Source organism: Mesorhizobium montanum, from assembly GCF_033977145.1.
Taxonomy (GTDB): domain Bacteria; phylum Pseudomonadota; class Alphaproteobacteria; order Rhizobiales; family Rhizobiaceae; genus Mesorhizobium; species Mesorhizobium montanum.
This window is the reverse complement of the sequence record NZ_JAVIJF010000006.1, coordinates 252854-270874: the sequence shown is the minus strand read 5'-3', so window position 1 is coordinate 270874 and position 18021 is coordinate 252854. Positions and strand designations below refer to the sequence as shown.

At 62.0% G+C, this 18021-nt stretch carries 21 protein-coding genes; 19 read left to right on the top strand and 2 right to left on the bottom strand.

The genetic code is table 11. The features are described from left to right. Positions 1-160: 160 nt before the first annotated feature. Positions 161-2947: a DNA gyrase subunit A gene (gene gyrA, locus RFM68_RS10720; RefSeq protein ID WP_320232733.1), complete on the top strand. Its 2787-nt coding sequence runs from the start codon at positions 161-163 to the stop codon at positions 2945-2947. A 56-nt stretch (positions 2948-3003) separates the two neighbouring features. On the opposite strand, the gene RFM68_RS10715 is transcribed toward gyrA, so the two are convergent. Next, positions 3004-3156: a hypothetical protein gene (locus tag RFM68_RS10715; protein ID WP_320232732.1), complete on the bottom strand. Its 153-nt coding sequence runs from the start codon at positions 3154-3156 to the stop codon at positions 3004-3006. 191 nt (positions 3157-3347) lie between these two features. Between RFM68_RS10715 and coaD the strand changes: the two genes are divergently transcribed. The 9 genes from coaD to RFM68_RS10670 all read left to right on the top strand — a co-directional run bounded on the left by coaD (position 3348) and on the right by RFM68_RS10670 (position 9484). Next, positions 3348-3848 carry a pantetheine-phosphate adenylyltransferase gene (gene coaD / locus RFM68_RS10710; RefSeq protein ID WP_320232730.1) on the top strand — a complete coding sequence of 167 codons (501 nt, stop codon included), beginning with the start codon at positions 3348-3350 and terminating at the stop codon, positions 3846-3848. 18 nt (positions 3849-3866) lie between these two features. Then, entirely contained in the window at positions 3867-4457 is a 591-nt protein-coding gene (locus RFM68_RS10705; RefSeq protein ID WP_430694840.1) for a peptidylprolyl isomerase, read from the top strand. Positions 4458-4489: 32 nt separating this feature from the next. Then, entirely contained in the window at positions 4490-5002 is a 513-nt protein-coding gene (locus RFM68_RS10700; RefSeq protein ID WP_140815440.1) for a peptidylprolyl isomerase, read from the top strand. A 9-nt stretch (positions 5003-5011) separates the two neighbouring features. Then, entirely contained in the window at positions 5012-5461 is a 450-nt protein-coding gene (locus RFM68_RS10695) for a DMT family transporter (RefSeq protein ID WP_320232727.1), read from the top strand. Continuing rightward, on the top strand, positions 5461-6549 hold the full coding sequence (gene queA, locus RFM68_RS10690; RefSeq protein WP_320232725.1) for a tRNA preQ1(34) S-adenosylmethionine ribosyltransferase-isomerase QueA: 1089 nt from the start codon (positions 5461-5463) through the stop codon (positions 6547-6549). Before RFM68_RS10695 ends, queA begins: the two co-directional genes overlap by 1 nt. After that, complete coding sequence (locus RFM68_RS10685; protein WP_320232723.1) at positions 6539-6808, top strand: hypothetical protein; 270 nt, start codon at positions 6539-6541, stop codon at positions 6806-6808. The genes queA and RFM68_RS10685 overlap by 11 nt, the downstream gene beginning before the upstream one ends. Then, positions 6801-7931, top strand: coding sequence for a tRNA guanosine(34) transglycosylase Tgt (tgt, locus tag RFM68_RS10680; RefSeq protein ID WP_320232721.1), 1131 nt, complete (start codon positions 6801-6803; stop codon positions 7929-7931). Before RFM68_RS10685 ends, tgt begins: the two co-directional genes overlap by 8 nt. Before the next feature lie 84 nt (positions 7932-8015). After that, positions 8016-8831: a hypothetical protein gene (locus RFM68_RS10675; protein WP_320232719.1), complete on the top strand. Its 816-nt coding sequence runs from the start codon at positions 8016-8018 to the stop codon at positions 8829-8831. Next, positions 8828-9484 (top strand): hypothetical protein, encoded by a 657-nt coding sequence (locus RFM68_RS10670; RefSeq protein ID WP_320232718.1) that lies wholly within the window; start codon positions 8828-8830, stop codon positions 9482-9484. Before RFM68_RS10675 ends, RFM68_RS10670 begins: the two co-directional genes overlap by 4 nt. A 19-nt stretch (positions 9485-9503) precedes the next feature. On the opposite strand, the gene RFM68_RS10665 is transcribed toward RFM68_RS10670, so the two are convergent. Then, complete coding sequence (locus RFM68_RS10665) at positions 9504-9923, bottom strand: DUF4864 domain-containing protein (protein ID WP_320232716.1); 420 nt, start codon at positions 9921-9923, stop codon at positions 9504-9506. Positions 9924-10136: 213 nt separating this feature from the next. Between RFM68_RS10665 and RFM68_RS10660 the strand changes: the two genes are divergently transcribed. The 9 genes from RFM68_RS10660 (at position 10137) to RFM68_RS10620 (ending at position 17918) form a co-directional block, all read left to right on the top strand. Beyond that, entirely contained in the window at positions 10137-10373 is a 237-nt protein-coding gene (locus RFM68_RS10660; protein WP_320232714.1) for an Lrp/AsnC ligand binding domain-containing protein, read from the top strand. Between the two features lie 161 nt (positions 10374-10534). Further along, positions 10535-11947: a circularly permuted type 2 ATP-grasp protein gene (locus RFM68_RS10655; RefSeq protein ID WP_320232712.1), complete on the top strand. Its 1413-nt coding sequence runs from the start codon at positions 10535-10537 to the stop codon at positions 11945-11947. Between the two features lie 67 nt (positions 11948-12014). After that, positions 12015-12374, top strand: a complete 360-nt coding sequence (locus RFM68_RS10650; RefSeq protein WP_320232820.1) for a four helix bundle protein — start codon at positions 12015-12017, stop codon at positions 12372-12374. Positions 12375-12437: 63 nt separating this feature from the next. Beyond that, positions 12438-13379: an alpha-E domain-containing protein gene (locus RFM68_RS10645; RefSeq protein WP_320232710.1), complete on the top strand. Its 942-nt coding sequence runs from the start codon at positions 12438-12440 to the stop codon at positions 13377-13379. Positions 13380-13400: 21 nt separating this feature from the next. Beyond that, positions 13401-14195 carry a transglutaminase family protein gene (locus RFM68_RS10640; RefSeq protein WP_320232708.1) on the top strand — a complete coding sequence of 265 codons (795 nt, stop codon included), beginning with the start codon at positions 13401-13403 and terminating at the stop codon, positions 14193-14195. Positions 14196-14348: 153 nt separating this feature from the next. Then, positions 14349-15080: a proteasome-type protease gene (locus RFM68_RS10635; protein WP_320232706.1), complete on the top strand. Its 732-nt coding sequence runs from the start codon at positions 14349-14351 to the stop codon at positions 15078-15080. Positions 15081-15181: 101 nt separating this feature from the next. Continuing rightward, complete coding sequence (locus tag RFM68_RS10630) at positions 15182-16594, top strand: pyridoxal phosphate-dependent decarboxylase family protein (RefSeq protein WP_320232704.1); 1413 nt, start codon at positions 15182-15184, stop codon at positions 16592-16594. Between the two features lie 34 nt (positions 16595-16628). Next, on the top strand, positions 16629-17030 hold the full coding sequence (locus RFM68_RS10625) for a hypothetical protein (protein WP_320232703.1): 402 nt from the start codon (positions 16629-16631) through the stop codon (positions 17028-17030). Positions 17031-17150: 120 nt separating this feature from the next. Continuing rightward, entirely contained in the window at positions 17151-17918 is a 768-nt protein-coding gene (locus tag RFM68_RS10620) for a DeoR/GlpR family DNA-binding transcription regulator (protein WP_320232701.1), read from the top strand. Positions 17919-18021: the final 103 nt, after the last annotated feature.

The following is an 18021-nucleotide window of genomic DNA, read 5'->3' as shown; positions in this document are numbered from 1 at the left end:
GCATGGTGGCGAAAACGACCATGGCCATATCGTCGCAATCAGCGGTATCCATTTGAAATTACCATCAAAATTGTCTCTGGAAAAGCCCGGCCGACATTGGAGTTTCGGCGAGGCTTCCTATATAAGCGTGCAGTGATTCCCGACTGGATTGTGACCTGATTTGACCGACCAGAAGACACCGCGCGGGCCGGACGGCGGCCCCACCGGCATCGAGCCGATTTCGATTATCGAGGAGATGCAGCGCTCCTATCTCGATTACGCCATGAGCGTGATCGTCAGTCGCGCGCTGCCCGACGTGCGCGATGGACTGAAGCCCGTGCATCGCCGCATCCTCTACGCCTCGCATGAGAGCGGCTACCACTGGAACCGCAAATATGTGAAGTCGGCGCGCCCGGTCGCCGACGTGATGGGTAAATACCATCCGCATGGCGACGCCTCGATCTACGACGCCCTGGTGCGCATGGCGCAGGACTGGTCGCTGCGCGTGCCGCTGATCGACGGTCAGGGCAATTTCGGCTCGATCGACGGCGATCCGCCGGCGGCGATGCGCTACACCGAGTCCAGGCTGACCAAGGTTGCGCATGAGCTGCTGGAGGACATCGACAAGGAAACCGTCGATTTCCAGGACACTTACGATGCCTCGGGCAGCGAACCCAAGGTATTGCCGGCCCGCTTCCCGAACCTTCTGGTCAACGGCTCCGGCGGCATCGCCGTTGGCATGGCCACCAACATTCCGCCGCACAATCTCACCGAAGTCTGCAACGGCGCCATCGCCATCATCGACAATCCGGCCATCGACTTGACAGCATTGATGGAGATCATACCTGGTCCGGATTTCCCGACCGGCGGCATTGTGCTTGGCCGCTCCGGCATCTACAACGCCTATTCGACGGGCCGCGGCTCGATCGTCATGCGCGGTCGCGTCAACATCGAGGCGCGCGGCAACGATCGTGAATCGATCATCGTCACCGAGATTCCGTATCAGGTGAACAAGGCCTCGATGATCGAGAAGATGGCCGAACTGGTACGCGACAAGCGCATCGAAGGCATCTCCGACATTCGCGACGAGAGCGACCGCCAGGGCTACCGCGTCGTCATCGAGTTGAAGCGCGACGCCGTGGCCGACGTCGTCCTCAACCAGCTCTACCGCTTCACGCCGCTGCAGACCTCGTTTGGCGCCAATATGGTGGCGCTTAACGGCGGCAAGCCGGAAGTGCTGACGCTGATCGACATGCTGAAGGCCTTCGTCAGCTTCCGCGAGGAAGTCGTCAGCCGCCGCACGAAGTATCTGCTGCGCAAGGCCCGTGAGCGGGCACATGTGTTGGTTGGTCTGGCGATTGCCGTCGCCAATATCGACGAGGTGATCAAGCTCATCCGCACCGCGCCCGATCCGCAGACGGCGCGCGAGCAGTTGATGGAGCGGCGCTGGCCGTCCCACGACGTCGCTCCGCTGATCCAGCTGATCGACGATCCGCGTCACCGCATCAACGAGGACGGCACCTATAATCTGTCGGAAGAACAGGCCCGCGCCATCCTTGAGCTTCGCCTGCAGCGCCTGACCGCGCTCGGCCGCGACGAGATCGCCGACGAGTTGAATGCGATCGGCACCGAAATCGTTGATTTCCTTGACATTTTGTCGTCGCGCGCGCGCATCCAGCAGATCGTCAAGGACGAGCTGATCGCGGTCCGCGACGAGTTCGGCACACCGCGCCGTACCGAGCTGACCGACGGCGGTTCGGATATGGAAGACGAGGACCTGATCCAGCGCGAGGACATGGTCGTCACCGTTAGCCACTCCGGCTACATCAAGCGCGTGCCGCTCTCGCTCTACCGGGCGCAGCGCCGCGGCGGCAAGGGCCGCTCCGGCATGTCGACCAAGGAAGAGGATTTCGTCACCCGGCTGTTCGTCGCCAACACGCATACGCCGGTGCTGTTCTTCTCCTCGCGCGGCATCGTCTACAAGGAAAAGGTCTGGCGGCTGCCGATCGGCAACCCGCAATCGCGCGGCAAGGCGCTGATCAACATGCTGCCGCTAGAGCAGGGCGAGCGCATCACCACGATCATGCCGCTGCCCGAGGACGAAACCAGTTGGGGCGAGCTCGACGTGATGTTCGCCACCACGCGCGGCACCGTGCGCCGCAACAAGCTGTCCGACTTCGTCCAGGTCAACCGCAACGGCAAGATCGCAATGAAGCTGGAGGAAGAGGGCGACGAGATCCTCGGCGTCGAGACCTGCACCGACAATGACGACGTGCTCCTGACGGCGAATTCCGGGCAGTGCATCCGCTTCCGGGTCTCCGACGTGCGCGTCTTCCAGAGCCGTAATTCCGTCGGTGTGCGCGGTATAACCATGGCCGAGACGGACCGCATCATCTCGATGTCGGTGATCGAGAATGTCGATGCGTCACCGGCCGAACGCGCCGCCTATCTGAAGCGCGCGGCTGCGGATCGCCGGCTTGCCGTCGGCACCACCGGCGACGAGGAAGAGATCGCGCTGACCAATGAGGAGGTCGGCGAGGAAGCCGATCTCTCCGAGGAGCGCTACGAGTTCCTCAGGGCGCATGAGCAGCTTGTGCTGACGGTGACCGAATATGGCTACGGCAAGCGCTCGTCGTCCTACGATTTCCGCCTGACGGGTCGTGGCGGCAAGGGTATCCGCGCCACCGACGTGTCGAAAGTGGCCGAGATCGGCCGTCTGGTCGCGACCTTCCCAGTCGGCAATGACGATCAGATCATGCTGGTTTCGGACGGCGGCACGGTCATCCGCGTGCCGGTCAACGGCATACGCTTCGCCAGCCGCGCCACCAAGGGCGTGACGATCTTCAACACAGCCGAAGGCGAGAAGGTCGTGTCGGTGGAGCGGATTTCGGAGCCGCAGCCGGACGAAGAGGTCGAAGACGTGGCTTCAAGCGAGATTGGCACCGACGATGCGGGCGAGGGCGAGTAGCCAATAGGTTGGTCTAAGCTTCACCGGCCCTTTGGGCCGGTGCGGTCATGGCGGGATCAGTGGCGACGATAGACGTTGCGCCGGGCAAAACCATCGAGCCGCCTGGTGTTGGCCTTGACGCGCACCCGCGCTGCTTCCTGGTGCAACCCGAATGCAGTCGCGATCAGCATCACGACGGTCATTGCAGTGGCAAGCATGTAGATCAGCATTTGCGTGTTCTCCTGCACTTACAACGATGACATGGTGATTTGGTTTCACCCCTTGAAGCGGTAAACTAGTGAACGCTGCGTGAAGCGTTCGTGATCGTCGCATTCATCTGTCGTTCATCGGCGCGAAAAGGTTCACGGCCGGGCAATCGATGGGATTTGCCTTTGTTTGAGAGGCTCGCTAGAAGCCTGCCATGACCGATCGCACCGCTCTTTACGCCGGCTCCTTCGACCCGCTGACCAACGGCCATCTCGACGTGCTGAAAGCCTCGCTGGCGGTGGCCGACACCGTCTACGCGGCGATCGGCATTCATCCGGCCAAGAAGCCGTTGTTTTCCTTCGAGGAACGCGTGAAGCTGATCGAAACCGCTGCCAAGGCCGAGTTCGGCCGCGACGGCGATCGCATCAAGGTCGTTTCCTTCGACGGGCTGGTCATCGACGCGGCCCGCAAGCACGGCGCCTCGATCATGATCCGAGGCCTGCGCGACGGCACCGACCTCGATTACGAGATGCAGATGGCCGGCATGAACGAAACGATGGCGCCGGAATTGCAGACGGTTTTTCTGCCGGCCAGCCCTTCGGTGCGCACCATTACCGCCACACTTGTACGCCAGATTGCCTCGATGGGCGGCGACATACGCCCCTTCGTGCCGGCGGCCGTTGCCGGCGCGCTCACCGACAAGTTCACCAAATAGGCTTTCCCGGAGATCCCCATGCAGCTGAAAAAGCTCGCTTCGTTCCTTGTCGTGCTTGCCGGCCTTTTCGCGGCATCCTTGCCTGCCGTTGCCGCCGACAAGGAAAACACCATGATCATCACGCTGAAGGATGGCGACGTGACCATCGCGCTGCGTCCCGATCTGGCGCCCAAGCACGTCGCGCAGATCAAGAAACTGGTACGTGACGGCGCCTATGACAATGTCGCCTTTCACCGCGTTATCGACGGCTTCATGGCGCAGACCGGCGATGTCAAGTTCGGCAACATGAAGAAGGGTTTCAACCCCGAGGCCGTCGGCACCGGCGGCTCCGATCTTCCCGATCTGCCGGCCGAATTCTCCCAGAGCGAGCAGTTCACCCGCGGCGTCATCGGCATGGCCCGTTCGCAGGACCCGAACTCCGCCAACTCGCAGTTCTTCATCATGTTCGCGCCGGCGCCGAACCTCGACGGCCAGTACACCATCGTCGGCAAGGTGGTCGGCGGCATGGACCTCGTCGACAAGATCAAGAAGGGCGACGAGGCCGACAACGGCACGGTCAGCGACCCCGACCGCATGATCAAGGTTCGCATCGCCGCCGACGGCAAATAACTCCCTCAAATTTTCAAAAAAGGATTTCTGACATGGCTGAGATCAAGGACCGCGAGAACGCGCTCATCATGGAAACGACCAAGGGCCAGGTCGTCATCGAGATGTATCCCGAGCTGGCGCCAGGCCACGTCGCCCGCATCAAAGAGCTGGCGCGCGAAGGCGCCTATGACGGAGTGGTGTTCCACCGCGTCATCGACGGCTTCATGGCGCAGACCGGCGACGTCAAGTTCGGTAATTCCTCGAAGCCCACATTCGCCCCATCCCGCGCGGGCATGGGTGGTTCCGACAAGCCGGACCTGAAGGCCGAGTTTTCCAATGCCAATCACGGCCGCGGCGCCTGCTCGATGGCACGCGCCCAGAACCCGAACTCGGCGAACTCGCAGTTCTTCATCTGCTTCGACGACGCCGCCTTCCTCAACCGCCAGTACACGGTGTGGGGCCAGGTCATCGAAGGCATGGAGAATGTCGACAAGATCAAGCGCGGCGAGCCGGTGCAGGATCCCGACAAGATCGTGTCGCTGAAGGTCGCGGCAGACGTCAAGTAAAGGCAAACGATGATGGGCGCAGTCTGGTCCCTGCTTGGCATCCTGTCCGGCGCCTTCATCGCCATCCAGGCGCCGATCAATTCGCAATTGGCGCGCGGCCTCGGCCTTCCGGTCGCGGCCGCAGCGTTCTCCTTCCTGTCCGGCGCGGTCGTCCTTGGCATCATTGCCTTCGCGGTGGTGAAGCTGCAGGGCGTCTCGCTCGACTGGAAGGCGCCGGCGCCCTGGCTGTTCGTCGCCGGCGGCATGCTCGGCGGTTTCTATGTGACGCTGTCGACAATCCTCACGCCGCGCATCGGCGCGGCAGCGCTGATGGCCTTCCTGGTCGCCGGGCAACTGCTCGCCGGCATGCTGATCGACCGCGCCGGCTTCCTTGGCGTGGCGGTGCGCGAAATCTCGCTTGGCCGCGTCGCCGGCGCCGTGCTGCTGCTTGCCGGGGCGCTGCTCATCCGGCTTTTCTGATGCGCGTCGATCTGTTCGACTTCGATCTGCCCGAGGAGCGCATCGCGCTGCGCCCCGCTGAGCCGCGAGACAGCGCCAAGCTTCTGGTCGTCAAACCGGGCGAGACGCTGCGGGACAGCATTGTCGGCGATCTGCCGTCGCTGCTTCGTGAAGGCGACGTGCTGGTGTTCAACGACACCAAGGTCATCCCGGCGCAGCTGAAAGGCATGCGCAAGCGTGGGGAGGCGATGGCGCAGGTCGAGGCGACGCTGCATATGCGCGTGGCGCCGGATCGCTGGCAGGCCTTCATGCGGCCGGGCAAGCGCATCGTCGCCGGTGACCGCATCCATTTCGGCCATGACGGCAATTCCTGTTTTCTCGGCCAGCTCGACGCCACGGTGATCGAAAAGGGCGAGGCGGGCGAGGCGCTGCTCGGTTTCGACCTTTCCGGGCCGTTCCTCGACGAGGCGCTGCATGCGGTCGGCCACATTCCGTTGCCGCCCTATATCGCCTCGAAGCGCGATGACGACGAGCGCGACCGCGCCGACTACCAGACGATCTATGCCAGGGAAGAGGGCGCGGTCGCCGCGCCCACCGCCGGCCTGCACTTCACGCCGGAGCTGTTCGCCGCGCTTGACGCCAAGGGTGTCGAGCGCCGCTTCGTCACGCTGCATGTCGGCGCCGGCACCTTCCTGCCGGTGAAGGCCGACGACACGGCCGATCACAAGATGCATGCCGAGACCGGCTCGGTAAGTCCCGAGACCGCGGCCGAGCTCAACGCGGCCAAGGCACGGGGAGGGCGGATCGTCGCCGTCGGCACGACATCGCTGCGCCTGCTGGAGAGCGCGGCGCGCGACGACGGCAGGATCGAACCTTGGTCCGGGCCGACCGACATCTTCATCACACCCGGCTATCGCTTCCGCACGGCCGATATGCTGATGACCAATTTCCATCTTCCGCGCTCGACGCTGTTCATGCTGGTCGCGGCCTTCAGCGGCCTGGAGACGATGCGTTCGGCCTATGCGCATGCCATCGAGGACCGCTACAGGTTCTACTCCTATGGGGACGCCAGCCTGCTTTACCGCGCGGAGCTAAGCGATGGACGATGATCTCGACGGCATGGACCGCGATGTCCTGATCGCGGAAGTGAAGAAGCTGCGCGCCGGCATTCGCGCCCATCGCGACGCGACCGGGCATGATCTGTGCTGGCATCACCCGGATCTCTGGGACCTGCTGCCGGAAAAGACCGAGCCGTCGATCGCCGTGCCGCCATGGCCGAAATTCATGCGCGGCTGCATCCGCTACCGGCAGTCGCTCGACGAGCAGGCGCCCGGCGCGCCGGTGCACGACAAGGAATTCAATGGCTGAAAATTTCTCCTTCAACGTGCTCGCCACCGACGGCAGGGCGCGGCGCGGCCTGGTCTCGATGCCGCGCGGCGAGATCCGCACCCCGGCCTTCATGCCGGTCGGCACCGGCGGCACCGTCAAGGCCATGTATATGGACCAGGTGCGCGGCGTCGGCGCCGACATCATCCTTGGCAACACCTACCACCTGATGCTGCGTCCAGGCGCCGAACGCGTGGCCAGGCTTGGCGGGCTGCATGAGTTCGCGCGCTGGCCCCACCCGATCCTGACCGACAGCGGCGGTTTTCAAGTGATGTCGCTGTCGAAGCTGCGCAAGCTGACGGAAAAAGGCGTCACCTTCCGCTCGCATATCGACGGCGCGCCTTACGAGATGTCGCCGGAGCGGTCGATAGAGATCCAGGGGCTGCTCGATTCCGACATCCAGATGCAGCTCGACGAGTGCACCGCGCTGCCGGCCAAGCCGACGGAGATCGAGCGCGCCATGGAATTGTCGCTGCGCTGGGCCGAGCGCTGCAAGGCGGCGTTCGGCGACCAGCCGGGCAAGGCGATGTTCGGCATCGTGCAGGGCGGCGATAGCGCGCCGCTGCGCGTGCGCTCGGCGCGGGCGCTGAAAGCGATGGACCTGAAAGGCTATGCCGTCGGCGGGCTGGCGGTCGGCGAGCCGCAATCGGTGATGCTGGAAATGCTCGACATCACCTCCCCGGAGCTGCCGGCCGATAAGCCGCGCTACCTGATGGGTGTCGGCACGCCGGACGATATTCTCAAATCGGTGGCACGCGGCATCGACATGTTCGACTGCGTGATGCCGACTCGCGCCGGCCGCCATGGCCTCGCCTACACGCGGCGCGGCAAGGTCAATCTGAGAAACGCCCGCCATGCCGACGATCCGCGTCCGCTCGACGAGGAAAGCGATTGCCCGGCCGCGCGTGATTATTCGCGCGCCTATCTGCACCACCTCGTGCGCTCGCAGGAGTCGCTCGGGGCGATGCTGCTGACCTGGAACAACCTGTCCTACTATCAGAAGCTGATGCAGGACATCCGGGCAGCCATCGAGGCGCAGGCCTTCGAAGCGCGCGCCGCCGAGATCACCGAAGGTTGGGCGAGGGGCGATATTCCGGCCCTTTGATCGCTGGAGCCGTCAGAAAACTTTTCATAAATCAAATGAAGAGTAAGTATCCCTTGCCATATCGAGGTAAAGGGCGGCACGACCTTGGCAAAAATAGACGCGTCGATCGCTGGTTCTAATGTAGTAAATGCTAATACACTTATTAACCGGCCTGAATCGGCGGCGATTCGGCAATGGAACTCCAGTCTATTACTTGTAATTTCGGCGGTCGTGCTTGTCGGCCTGGGCTTGCGTCTGCTCGGCGCGCGCGGGGATCTCTGGCAAGACGAGGTCTGGAGCATCACGCTGCTGGGTCCCCTGACGTCGATCGACCAGATATTCTGGCGTATAAACCACGACAACAATCACTTCCTCAACTCGATGTATCAGTATGTCGTCGGCCCTGATGCCGCGCCGCTGGTCCAGCGCGGCCTGTCGATAACGCTCGGTGCATGCACCGTCGTTACGGCCGCGGCTATATCGCGCGGACGCTGGGCGATGATTGCGTCGGGATTGCTGTTCGCCGTGAGCTATCCAATGGTTCACTACGGCTCGGAGGCGCGTGGCTACGCTGGCCTTGTGCTGTTCACACTCGCTGCCGTGGCCCTTCTGGAGCGCTGGTTCGACAAGCGGGGACCGTATGGCGCCGCCTTCGCTGTCGCAATTCTGCTTGGCTTCCTTTCCCATCTGACGATGATCGAAACAGTCTTGGTGCTCACGGTCTGGACGGCGTGGCAAAGCTGGCGACGCAGCCGCAGCCTGATTGTCGTCAACAGGGAGGTCGTCCAGGCCTTCTTGCCTGCTTTCCTTGCCGTGCTGCCGCTTGCCGCGGCAGTACTCGTGGGCGCTCGACTGTTCAGCTTCAGGATCGGCGGGTTTTCCTCTTTCTCGAGCGGTTCGCCGCTGGCTATGGCGCAATGATCCGCTATCTTTTCGGTCTGCCGGACTGGATCGGCGACTGGACGTGTGTCGCGATCGTCTGCGCCCTGATTTTGGCATATGCAGGCGTCTCGCGCGATCGCCGGGCCAGTCTCTATGCCATCGGCATCGTCGCGTTGCCCGCCTTGATGGCAGCCGCGCATGTGCCGAATGTCGAATTCCCGCGCTATTTCCTCGTCAGCGGAACCTTGTTGCTGCTTTGGGTCGGAGAGCTGATCGGACGCGGCCTCGACGCTGGCGGTACGAGGAGGCTTTGCGCCGCTGGGATGCTCATGCTCGTTGCGGGCGGCAACGCGGCGCTGCTTACCCGTTTCTACGAGCATGGGCGTGGTTCCTATTCCAACATGGTGGACGAGATGACGAAGAGCGGCACCGCCACATATGCCACCAACGCTGATTTCCGCACCGGCATGATGGTCGATTATTTCGCTGCGCGCATGGGTCGTCAGGCATCGCTCGTCACCCAGGACAGGATTTGCGCCGGACGCGCGGAGTGGCTCATTCTCGAAGGCGATCTCCAAAAGCAGCCGGAGCGCGTGGACTTCGATTGTGCACTTGCCTACGAACGAGCCGGAACCTCGGCCTTGTGGGGCCTTTCCGGTTTGGGCTGGACACTATACAGCCGCCGGGATTGAGCAGTCATGCCGGGCGGACTCAGGTACTCACCGAGTTCGCCGCCCGCAGGCTGCAGCCGGTGATCTTGAAACTGCCGTCCGCCTGCTGCTGCAGCGTATAGACCGCCTCATAATCCTTGCCGTCAGGTCCGACGATCAGCACCTGCTGGACGATCGAACCGGGCCCGGTCTGCTCGACCTTGCCGAAGGAATAGGATTGGGGCTTTCGCACCGGCGCATAGCCGTTCGTCACCATGTTCATGAAGGTTTCGACGGTCGGGAAGATCTGCTTCACGTTCGGCGCGGCGAAGCTGTAGGCAGTGGCGCCGTCATTGGCGATGAAGGCCTTCAGCTGGCTGTCGATGACCACCTGAGCGGCCTTGGTCTCGGCATCGCCGGCGAAGGCAAGCGAGGCTATCAACATCGGAACAAGAGCTAATGCGAACAATGCACGGCGCATGGCCTGCCTCCCCGGAAATTCGCTTGGCGAACGCAATCTAACATACGCATCGCGGTGTTGCGTGGTTTCAGCAGCCTACGAAGATTCCGCTATTTCGGCGCCAGGGCGCGATTAGGCGCCTCTTTGAAGCGCGTGCCGCGTAATGCTTGAAAGCCGGGCGGCAGTCTGCCACAAGGGCCGCTTATTCGCGTCGAAGGCTGGCAGGACCGGGCAATGAAGGCATTTTTCGTGCAGATTAAATGCGATCTGGGCAAGTCCTATGAGGTCGCCGGCGCGCTCGCCGATGCCGAGATCGCCTCAGAAATCTACTCGACAGCCGGCAATTATGACCTGCTCGCCAAATTCTATATCGACGACGAGGAAGACGTCGGCCACTTCGTCAACGAGCGGGTGCAGATTCTGCCCGGAATCAAAGACACTTTCACCATCGTCACCTTCCGGGCGTTCTGACCGGCTGCCCCGCCGAGAAGCAGAAGCTGACCCTGTCTTGCCGCTCTTGCCTTAAAATTAGGCAATTTGCATAGAGTGGCCGCCACGATTTCCTAAATCACCGATTGCGCTTGATTTTCTCAGGCGAGGCCAGTGAAATGGTCTCAGAGGGGAGTACGCGATTGGCAGCGTTCGACGAAATGCTTCCGGAAGTCTCCGGATTGAGAAGACCTTATGAGGCTTACGATCGCTGGCTGAAGGAGCAGGACCCAGCCAGGCTTACCGAGAAAATGCAGGACGCCGAGCGCGTCTTCCGCAAGACCGGCATCACCTTTGCCGTCTATGGCGAGCAGGAAGCTTCCGAGCGGCTTATCCCCTTCGACATCGTGCCGCGCATCATATCGGGCAATGAATGGCGCCGGCTTACGCAAGGCATCGAGCAACGCGTCCAGGCGCTCAATGCCTTCCTCGACGACATCTACCACCGCCAGGAGATCCTGCGTGCCGGTCGCGTTCCGAGGGAGTTGATCGCCAAGAACGAGGCCTTCCTGCCCGAGATGATCGGTGTCAGACCGCCGGCCGGCGTCTATACCCATATCATCGGCGTCGACATCGTGCGCATCTCGGAGAACGAATTCTACGTGCTGGAGGACAATGCCCGCACGCCATCGGGCGTCTCCTACATGCTGGAGAACCGCGAGACGATGATGCAGCTCTTTCCGGAGCTGTTCCAGAAGATCAAGGTGCGGCCGGTCGAGAACTATCCGCAGCTCCTGCGCCAGTCGCTCGCCGCGGTGCGGCCGCAAAACACGAAGGGTATGCCGACCATCGCGGTGCTGACGCCGGGTTCCTACAACTCGGCCTATTTCGAACACGCCTTCCTCGCCGACCAGATGGGCGTGCAGCTCGTGGAAGGGCAGGATCTGCGTGTCGTCGACGGTCATGTCGCGATGCGCACGACCGAAGGCTACAAGCAGATCGACGTGCTCTACCGGCGCGTCGACGATTCGTTCCTCGATCCGCTGACCTTCCGGCCGGACTCCGCGCTCGGCGTGCCGGGCATCATGGATGTCTACCGCGCCGGCAACATCACCATCGCCAACGCGCCGGGCACCGGCATTGCCGACGACAAGGCGATCTATTCCTACATGCCGGAGATCGTCGAGTTCTACACCGGCCGCAAGGCGATCCTCGGCAACATCCCGACCTGGCGCTGCTCGGAAGCGGACAGCCTCAAATATGTGCTCGAGCACATCGGCGAGCTGGTGATCAAGGAAGTGCATGGCTCCGGCGGTTACGGCATGCTGGTCGGCCCGGCGGCGACCAAGAAGGAATGCCAGGAGTTCGCCAAGAAGCTGCAGGCAAAGCCTTCGAATTACATCGCCCAGCCGACACTGGCGCTGTCGACCTGCCCGATCCTGACCGAAAAGGGGCTGGCGCCGCGCCATGTCGACCTTCGGCCCTATGTGCTGGTTTCCGACCGCATCCAGATCGTGCCCGGCGGCCTGACGCGCGTGGCGCTGAAGGAGGGCTCGCTGGTCGTCAACTCATCGCAAGGCGGCGGCACCAAGGATACCTGGGTGTTGGATGATTGAAATGAGCGAGTAGAGAGTAGCGAGTAGCGAGAGTAGCGAGTAGGGGAAAGAGGGGGATACCACGGCAATCAATTCCTACAGAGATCTGATTGTTTGGAAGGCGGCCTTGAGTTTGGCAGTGGATTGCTACTCGGCCACGAAAGGTTTTCCGAACAGCGAAGCATACGGAATGACCTCTCAGATACGACGCTCGGCGGCTTCCATAGCGGCAAATGTTGCCGAAGGTCACGGAAGAGAAAGTACAGGAGCCTTCATCCAATTTCTTCGCGTGGCGCAGGGCTCTCTAAAAGAGTTGGAGACACATCTCATCTTGTGCGGAGAGGTAGGATTGATGGTCGAAGCGGAAGTCGCCAACTTGCTCGGCCAAACTGACGAGATCGGAAGAATGATGCGTTCGATGATCAGAAGCCTGCAGCAAAAATCATGAAGTCTTTTTCCCCCTACTCGCTACTCGCTATTCGCTATTCGCTCGACATCGGAGCAAGCTGACATGCTTCTCGGCCGCACCGCCAACGGTCTCTACTGGATGAACCGCTATATCGAGCGGGCCGAAAACATGGCGCGCCTCGTCGACGCCGGACTGCGCATGGCGCTGACGCGCACGCAGAGCGCGTCGGAGGAATGGAACTCGGTGCTGCTCAGCGCCGGCTCGGACGTCTCCTTCAGCCAGAAGTATCAGGACTATACCGCCGCCAACGTCTCGGACTTCCTGCTGCGCGACACGTCGAACCCGTCGAGCACGATGTCGTCGATCGAGACCGCGCGCAACAATGCGCGCATGGTGCGCACGGCGCTGACGCGCGAGACCTGGGAAAGCATCAACGAAGCCTGGATGTCGCTGAAGCGCATGCTGGCCAGGCCGATCGACGAACGCGATCTGCCGACGGTGCTCGACGCCATCAAGCGCGAGACGGCGCTGATCCGCGGGTCGTTCTACGGCACGATGCTGCGCAACGAGATTTTCGATTTCTCGCAGCTCGGCACCTATGTCGAGCGCGCCGACAACACGGCGCGCATCCTTGACGTGAAATATTATGTGCTGCTGCCTTCGCTGTCCTGGGTGGGCTCGACCCTCGACAACTACCAGTGGGAGTCTATCCTGCGCTCGGTGTCGGCGCACCGCTCCTATCGCTGGGTCTATGAAGCCGACTACAAGCCGACGAATATTGCCGACTATCTGATCCTCAATGTGCGCATGCCGCGCTCGCTGACCTTCTGCTACCGCTTCTTAGGCGAGCACCTGAAATTCCTCGCCGACGATTATGGCGAACGCCATGCCTGCCACGGCACGGCCGAGAAGATCCAGGCGCTGCTCAAGAAGGGCTCGATCAAGGATATATTCGATCACGGCCTGCACGAGTTCCTGGCCGAGTTCATTCGCGACAACACCAGGCTGGGCGACGAGATCGCCCAGGACTACCGGTTCTATTGAGCACAGCTGAGGGCGGGCGTCATGCGGCTCAAGATCTCCCATCGCACCGAGTACCGCTACGATGCGCCGGTGCAGTACCTGCTGCAGCGGCTGCGTCTGCTGCCTTCGAGCGGGCGCACGCAGACCGTCGGCTCCTGGGCGATCAAGGTCGAAGGCGCGCGCGAGGAGGTGCGCTTTACCGACCATTTCGGCAACGAGACGCGGCTGATGAGCGCCGAGAGCGGCCACAGCGCGATCACCGTCGAGGCGACGGGAGACGTGACAACGCATGACACGGCGGGCGTGACGGGTCCGCATCAGGGCTTTGCGCCGCTCTGGCTGTTCGCACAGCAGACGCAACTCACCACCGCCGGCGAAGGCATACGTGAATTGGCCGGCACGGTCGGGCAGGGCACCGAGATAGAGCGGCTGCACGGGCTGATGGGCGCGATCGGCGAACGCGTCGCCTACAGACCGGGCACGACCAGCGTCGCGACGCCGGCGGAGGAGGCCCTGGCGCTGAAATCCGGCGTCTGCCAGGACCACAGCCACATCTTCATCGCCGCGGCCGGCGTGCTTGGCTTTCCCGCCCGCTATATCAGCGGCTACCTGATGATGGATGCGGCGGTCGAGCAGGCGGCGAGCCATGCCTGGGCCGAGGCATATGTTGTGGGTCTCGGCTGGGTTGCCTTTGACCCGGCGAACGGTATCTCTCCCGACGAACGCTATGTGCGGGTGGCGATGGGGCGCGACTATCGCGATGCCTCGCCGGTGTCGGGGATACTGCTGGGGCAGGCGCAAGAGAAGCTTGCCGTGAGCGTCACGGTAGAGCAGTAATCTGCGCCGGGAATCGCCGGACCGGTTCAGCGTTTGATAGAATCGCCGAACCGCTCTATCTCTTTGTTTTCACGCAGTTCCGGGTTTTCACGCAATTCCGAACGGAAAACCGCTACACACTTTTCCTGGAATTTGCTTAGCAGAAGAGCGACAATGACCTATTGCGTCGGCCTCAAGATCGAACGCGGGCTCGTGTTCATGTCGGACACGCGCACCAATGCCGGCATGGATTCGATCTCGACCTTCAAGAAAATGCATGTCTGGGAGCAGCCGGGCGAGCGCGTCATCGTGCTGATGTCGGCGGGCAACCTTGCCACGACGCAGGCCGTGGTCAGCCTGCTCGACGAGCGCAACAAGGCGGTCAGCGACCGCCATGAGAAGCTGCTCGATACGCCGTCCATGTATCAGACGGTGCGGCTGGTCGGCGACACGGTCAAGGAAGTGATCGCGCATGCCTCACCGGACGGCGAGAAGGCGGATTCCTATTTCAATGCCTCCTTCATTCTCGGCGGCCAGATCAAGGGCAGCCCGCCAAGGCTGTTCATGATCTACCCGGAAGGCAATTTCATCGAGTCGACCGACGACACGCCATTCTTCCAGATCGGCGAGACGAAATACGGCAAGCCGATCATCATCCGCGCCTATGACCGGGCCATGAGTCTGGCCGAGACGGTGAAGCTGCTTCTGGTGTCGTTCGATTCGACGCTGAAATCCAACCTCTCGGTCGGACTGCCGCTCGATCTGTTGTTCCTGGAACAGGACGCGTTCAAAGTCGGGCTGAACCGGCGGATCGGCCGGGACGATCCTTATTACCGCACCATTTCCGACGGCTGGTCCAATGCGCTGAAATTAGCCTTTTCAAATCTGCCGGATTTTCCGGGATAGGACCTTTTCGATCCCGCGTTGCTTCATTTTATTTAACATGTTAATTAAAGACCGAGAACGGTCGACCGGCTGGTATCTCCGAAGGCTGCTGGGAGGAAAACATGGACAATGAGGAATTCCGCGACTGGTCGAGGCGGGCAGCCGATTGGGGCGTCGATTACCGCGCCGGCCTGCGCGACCGTCCCGTGCGGCCGGCAATCGCGCCGGGCGAGATTTTCAGGAGCATCGAGGCCTCTCCACCCGAAATGCCCGAGCCGATGGAAAAGATCTTCGCCGATTTTGAAGCGAAGATCTTGCCGGGCATGACGCATTGGCAGCATCCGCGTTTCTTTGCCTATTTCCCTGCCAATGCGGCGCCGGTGTCGGTCGTGGCGGAATATCTGGTCTCGGCGATGGCCGCGCAGTGCATGCTGTGGCAGACCTCGCCGGCGGCGACCGAGCTCGAGATGCGCATCGTCGACTGGATGCGCCAGGCGCTGGGCCTGCCCGAGGGCTTTTCCGGCGTCATCCAGGATTCGGCCTCGTCGGCGACGCTTGCGGCGGTGCTCACGATGCGCGAGCGGGCGCTCGACTGGCAGGGCAACAGACAAGGCCTCGCCGGGCAGGGCAAGCTGCGCGTCTATTCCTCCGACCATGTCCATACCTCGATCGACCGCGCCATCTGGGTCTCCGGCATCGGTGAGGAAAACCTCATCCGCATCCCGGTTGCCGGACGCTTCCGCGCCATGGACACGGCGGCGCTTGAAGCCGCCATCGTCGCCGATCGTGAAGCGGGACTGCTGCCCACCGGCATCATCGCTTGCGTTGGCGGCACCAGCACCGGCGGCACCGACGACATTGCGGCAGTGGTTGCGGCCGCGAAGCGTCACGGGCTTTACCTGCATGTCGACGCCGCCTGGGCCGGATCGGCGATGATCTGTCCGGAATACCGGCGTTTCTGGACCGGGGTCGAAGGCGCCGATTCCATCGTCTTCAATCCGCACAAGTGGCTGGGCGCGCAATTCGACTGCTCGATCCAGTTCGTCCGCCAGCCGGAAGACCTAGTGCGAACGCTGGCGATCAAGCCGGATTATCTAAAGACGCGCGGCCATGACGGCATCATCAACTATTCGGAATGGTCAGTGCCGCTCGGGCGCCGCTTCCGAGCATTGAAACTCTGGTTCCTGCTACGTGCCCATGGCCTCGACGGCCTGCGCACAATGATCCGCAACCACGTCGCCTGGAGCGAAGGGCTCGCCGTGCGGCTGGCCAAGGAAGTGGATTTCGAGATCGTCAGCGAGCCGATGCTGTCGCTGTTTTCGTTCCGGCACCGGGCGTCGGGCACCGATCCAGACGAGCACAATCTGCGTCTGGTCGACGCGATCAACACCGATGGCCGAATCTATCTCACGCAGACGCGGGTCGACGGGCGGGTTGCCATCCGCTTCCAGGCCGGCCAGTTCGAATCGACGGCGGCGGACGTCGACGCGGCCTTCAACGTCATCTGCGAATGTGCAAGATCGTTGACGGCCTGAGCTAGCTGCCGAAACGCGGCCGGGGGAGAAGATCGTGACCGTCCGCAAAGCTGCAGCGCAAAATGTGACTGGCGTCTGGAATGGCCGTTATTTCTATCCGCGCGATCTGGCGCCGGTCTCCTTCGTCGCGACGCTTTTCGAGACGGCATCCGGTTTGACGGGAACGACCCACGAACCGGCCGGACCGGCTACCGGCGCGTTGCGTTATGCGACGTTGGAGGGACGACGCGACGGCAGATCAGTTGTTTTCGTGAAGACATATAACAATGCCGGATTGCATGTGCACCCGATCGACTACAGCGGACGTCTGAACGGCGATGCCACCGAGATCGAAGGAATCTGGCGCATCCTCGGGAACTGGTCGGGCAAGTTTCTGTTGATCCGCTCGCCGGGCAAGGCCGCCTCCATCGAACGCAAAGTGGCGGAGCGCGTCTGATACCCGGGATTTGGCGGCGTTTGCTTACCGTCGCCTGAAATTTCATTAGCCGGCCGGTTGCCTTTTCACCGCTTTCGTTTTCTCGTATAGAGGGGAAAAACGAAAACGGGAGGACGCGCGATGTTTCTTTCGCCACGCCACGCCGAAATCATCCAGATGGCGAAAGACCATGGCAGGGTTCTGGTCGATGACCTGGCGACGCATTTCAACGTGACGCCGCAGACCATCCGCAAGGACCTCAACGATCTGTGCGACCAGCGCCTGCTTACCCGCATCCACGGCGGCGCGCTGTTTCCGTCGGGCATCGAGAACATGGAGTATGAGGCGCGGCGCAAGATTGCCGCCGATGAGAAGGAGGCGATCGGCAGCGCGGCGGCACGGCTGATTCCGGACAATGCCTCGCTGTTCATCAACATCGGCACCACGACCGAGGCCGTCAGCACGGCGCTTCTCGACCATAACGGACTTATGGTCATTACCAATAATATCAACGTTGCCAATAGGATGCGCATCTATCCTTCGATCGAGGTGGTGATCGCCGGCGGCGTCGTGCGCGGCTCCGACGGCGGCGTTGTCGGTGAGGCGGCGGTCGATTTCATCCGCCAGTTCAAGGTCGATTACGCCGTCATCGGCGCCTCGGCTATCGACCATGACGGCGCGCTGCTCGACTTCGATTTCCGCGAGGTGAAGGTGGCGCAGGCCATCATCGCCAATGCCCGCCATGTCATTCTGGTCTCCGACCGGACCAAATTCGAGCGCACGGCGCCGGTTCGGATCGGTCATCTTTCGCAGGTGAATACCTTCATCACCGATCGTTGCGAAATCCCCTCGATCCGCAGGATTTGCGAGGAGACCGAGGTCCGGCTGATCGAGACGGCGCTTGAATAGACTCGTATCGCGGCTACCGCACACGGCCATGATATATTTCGTTTGACATTCGCTTTGAGTTCGAAATAATTCCGTCACGGTTTCGTAAAACATAAAAATGGTG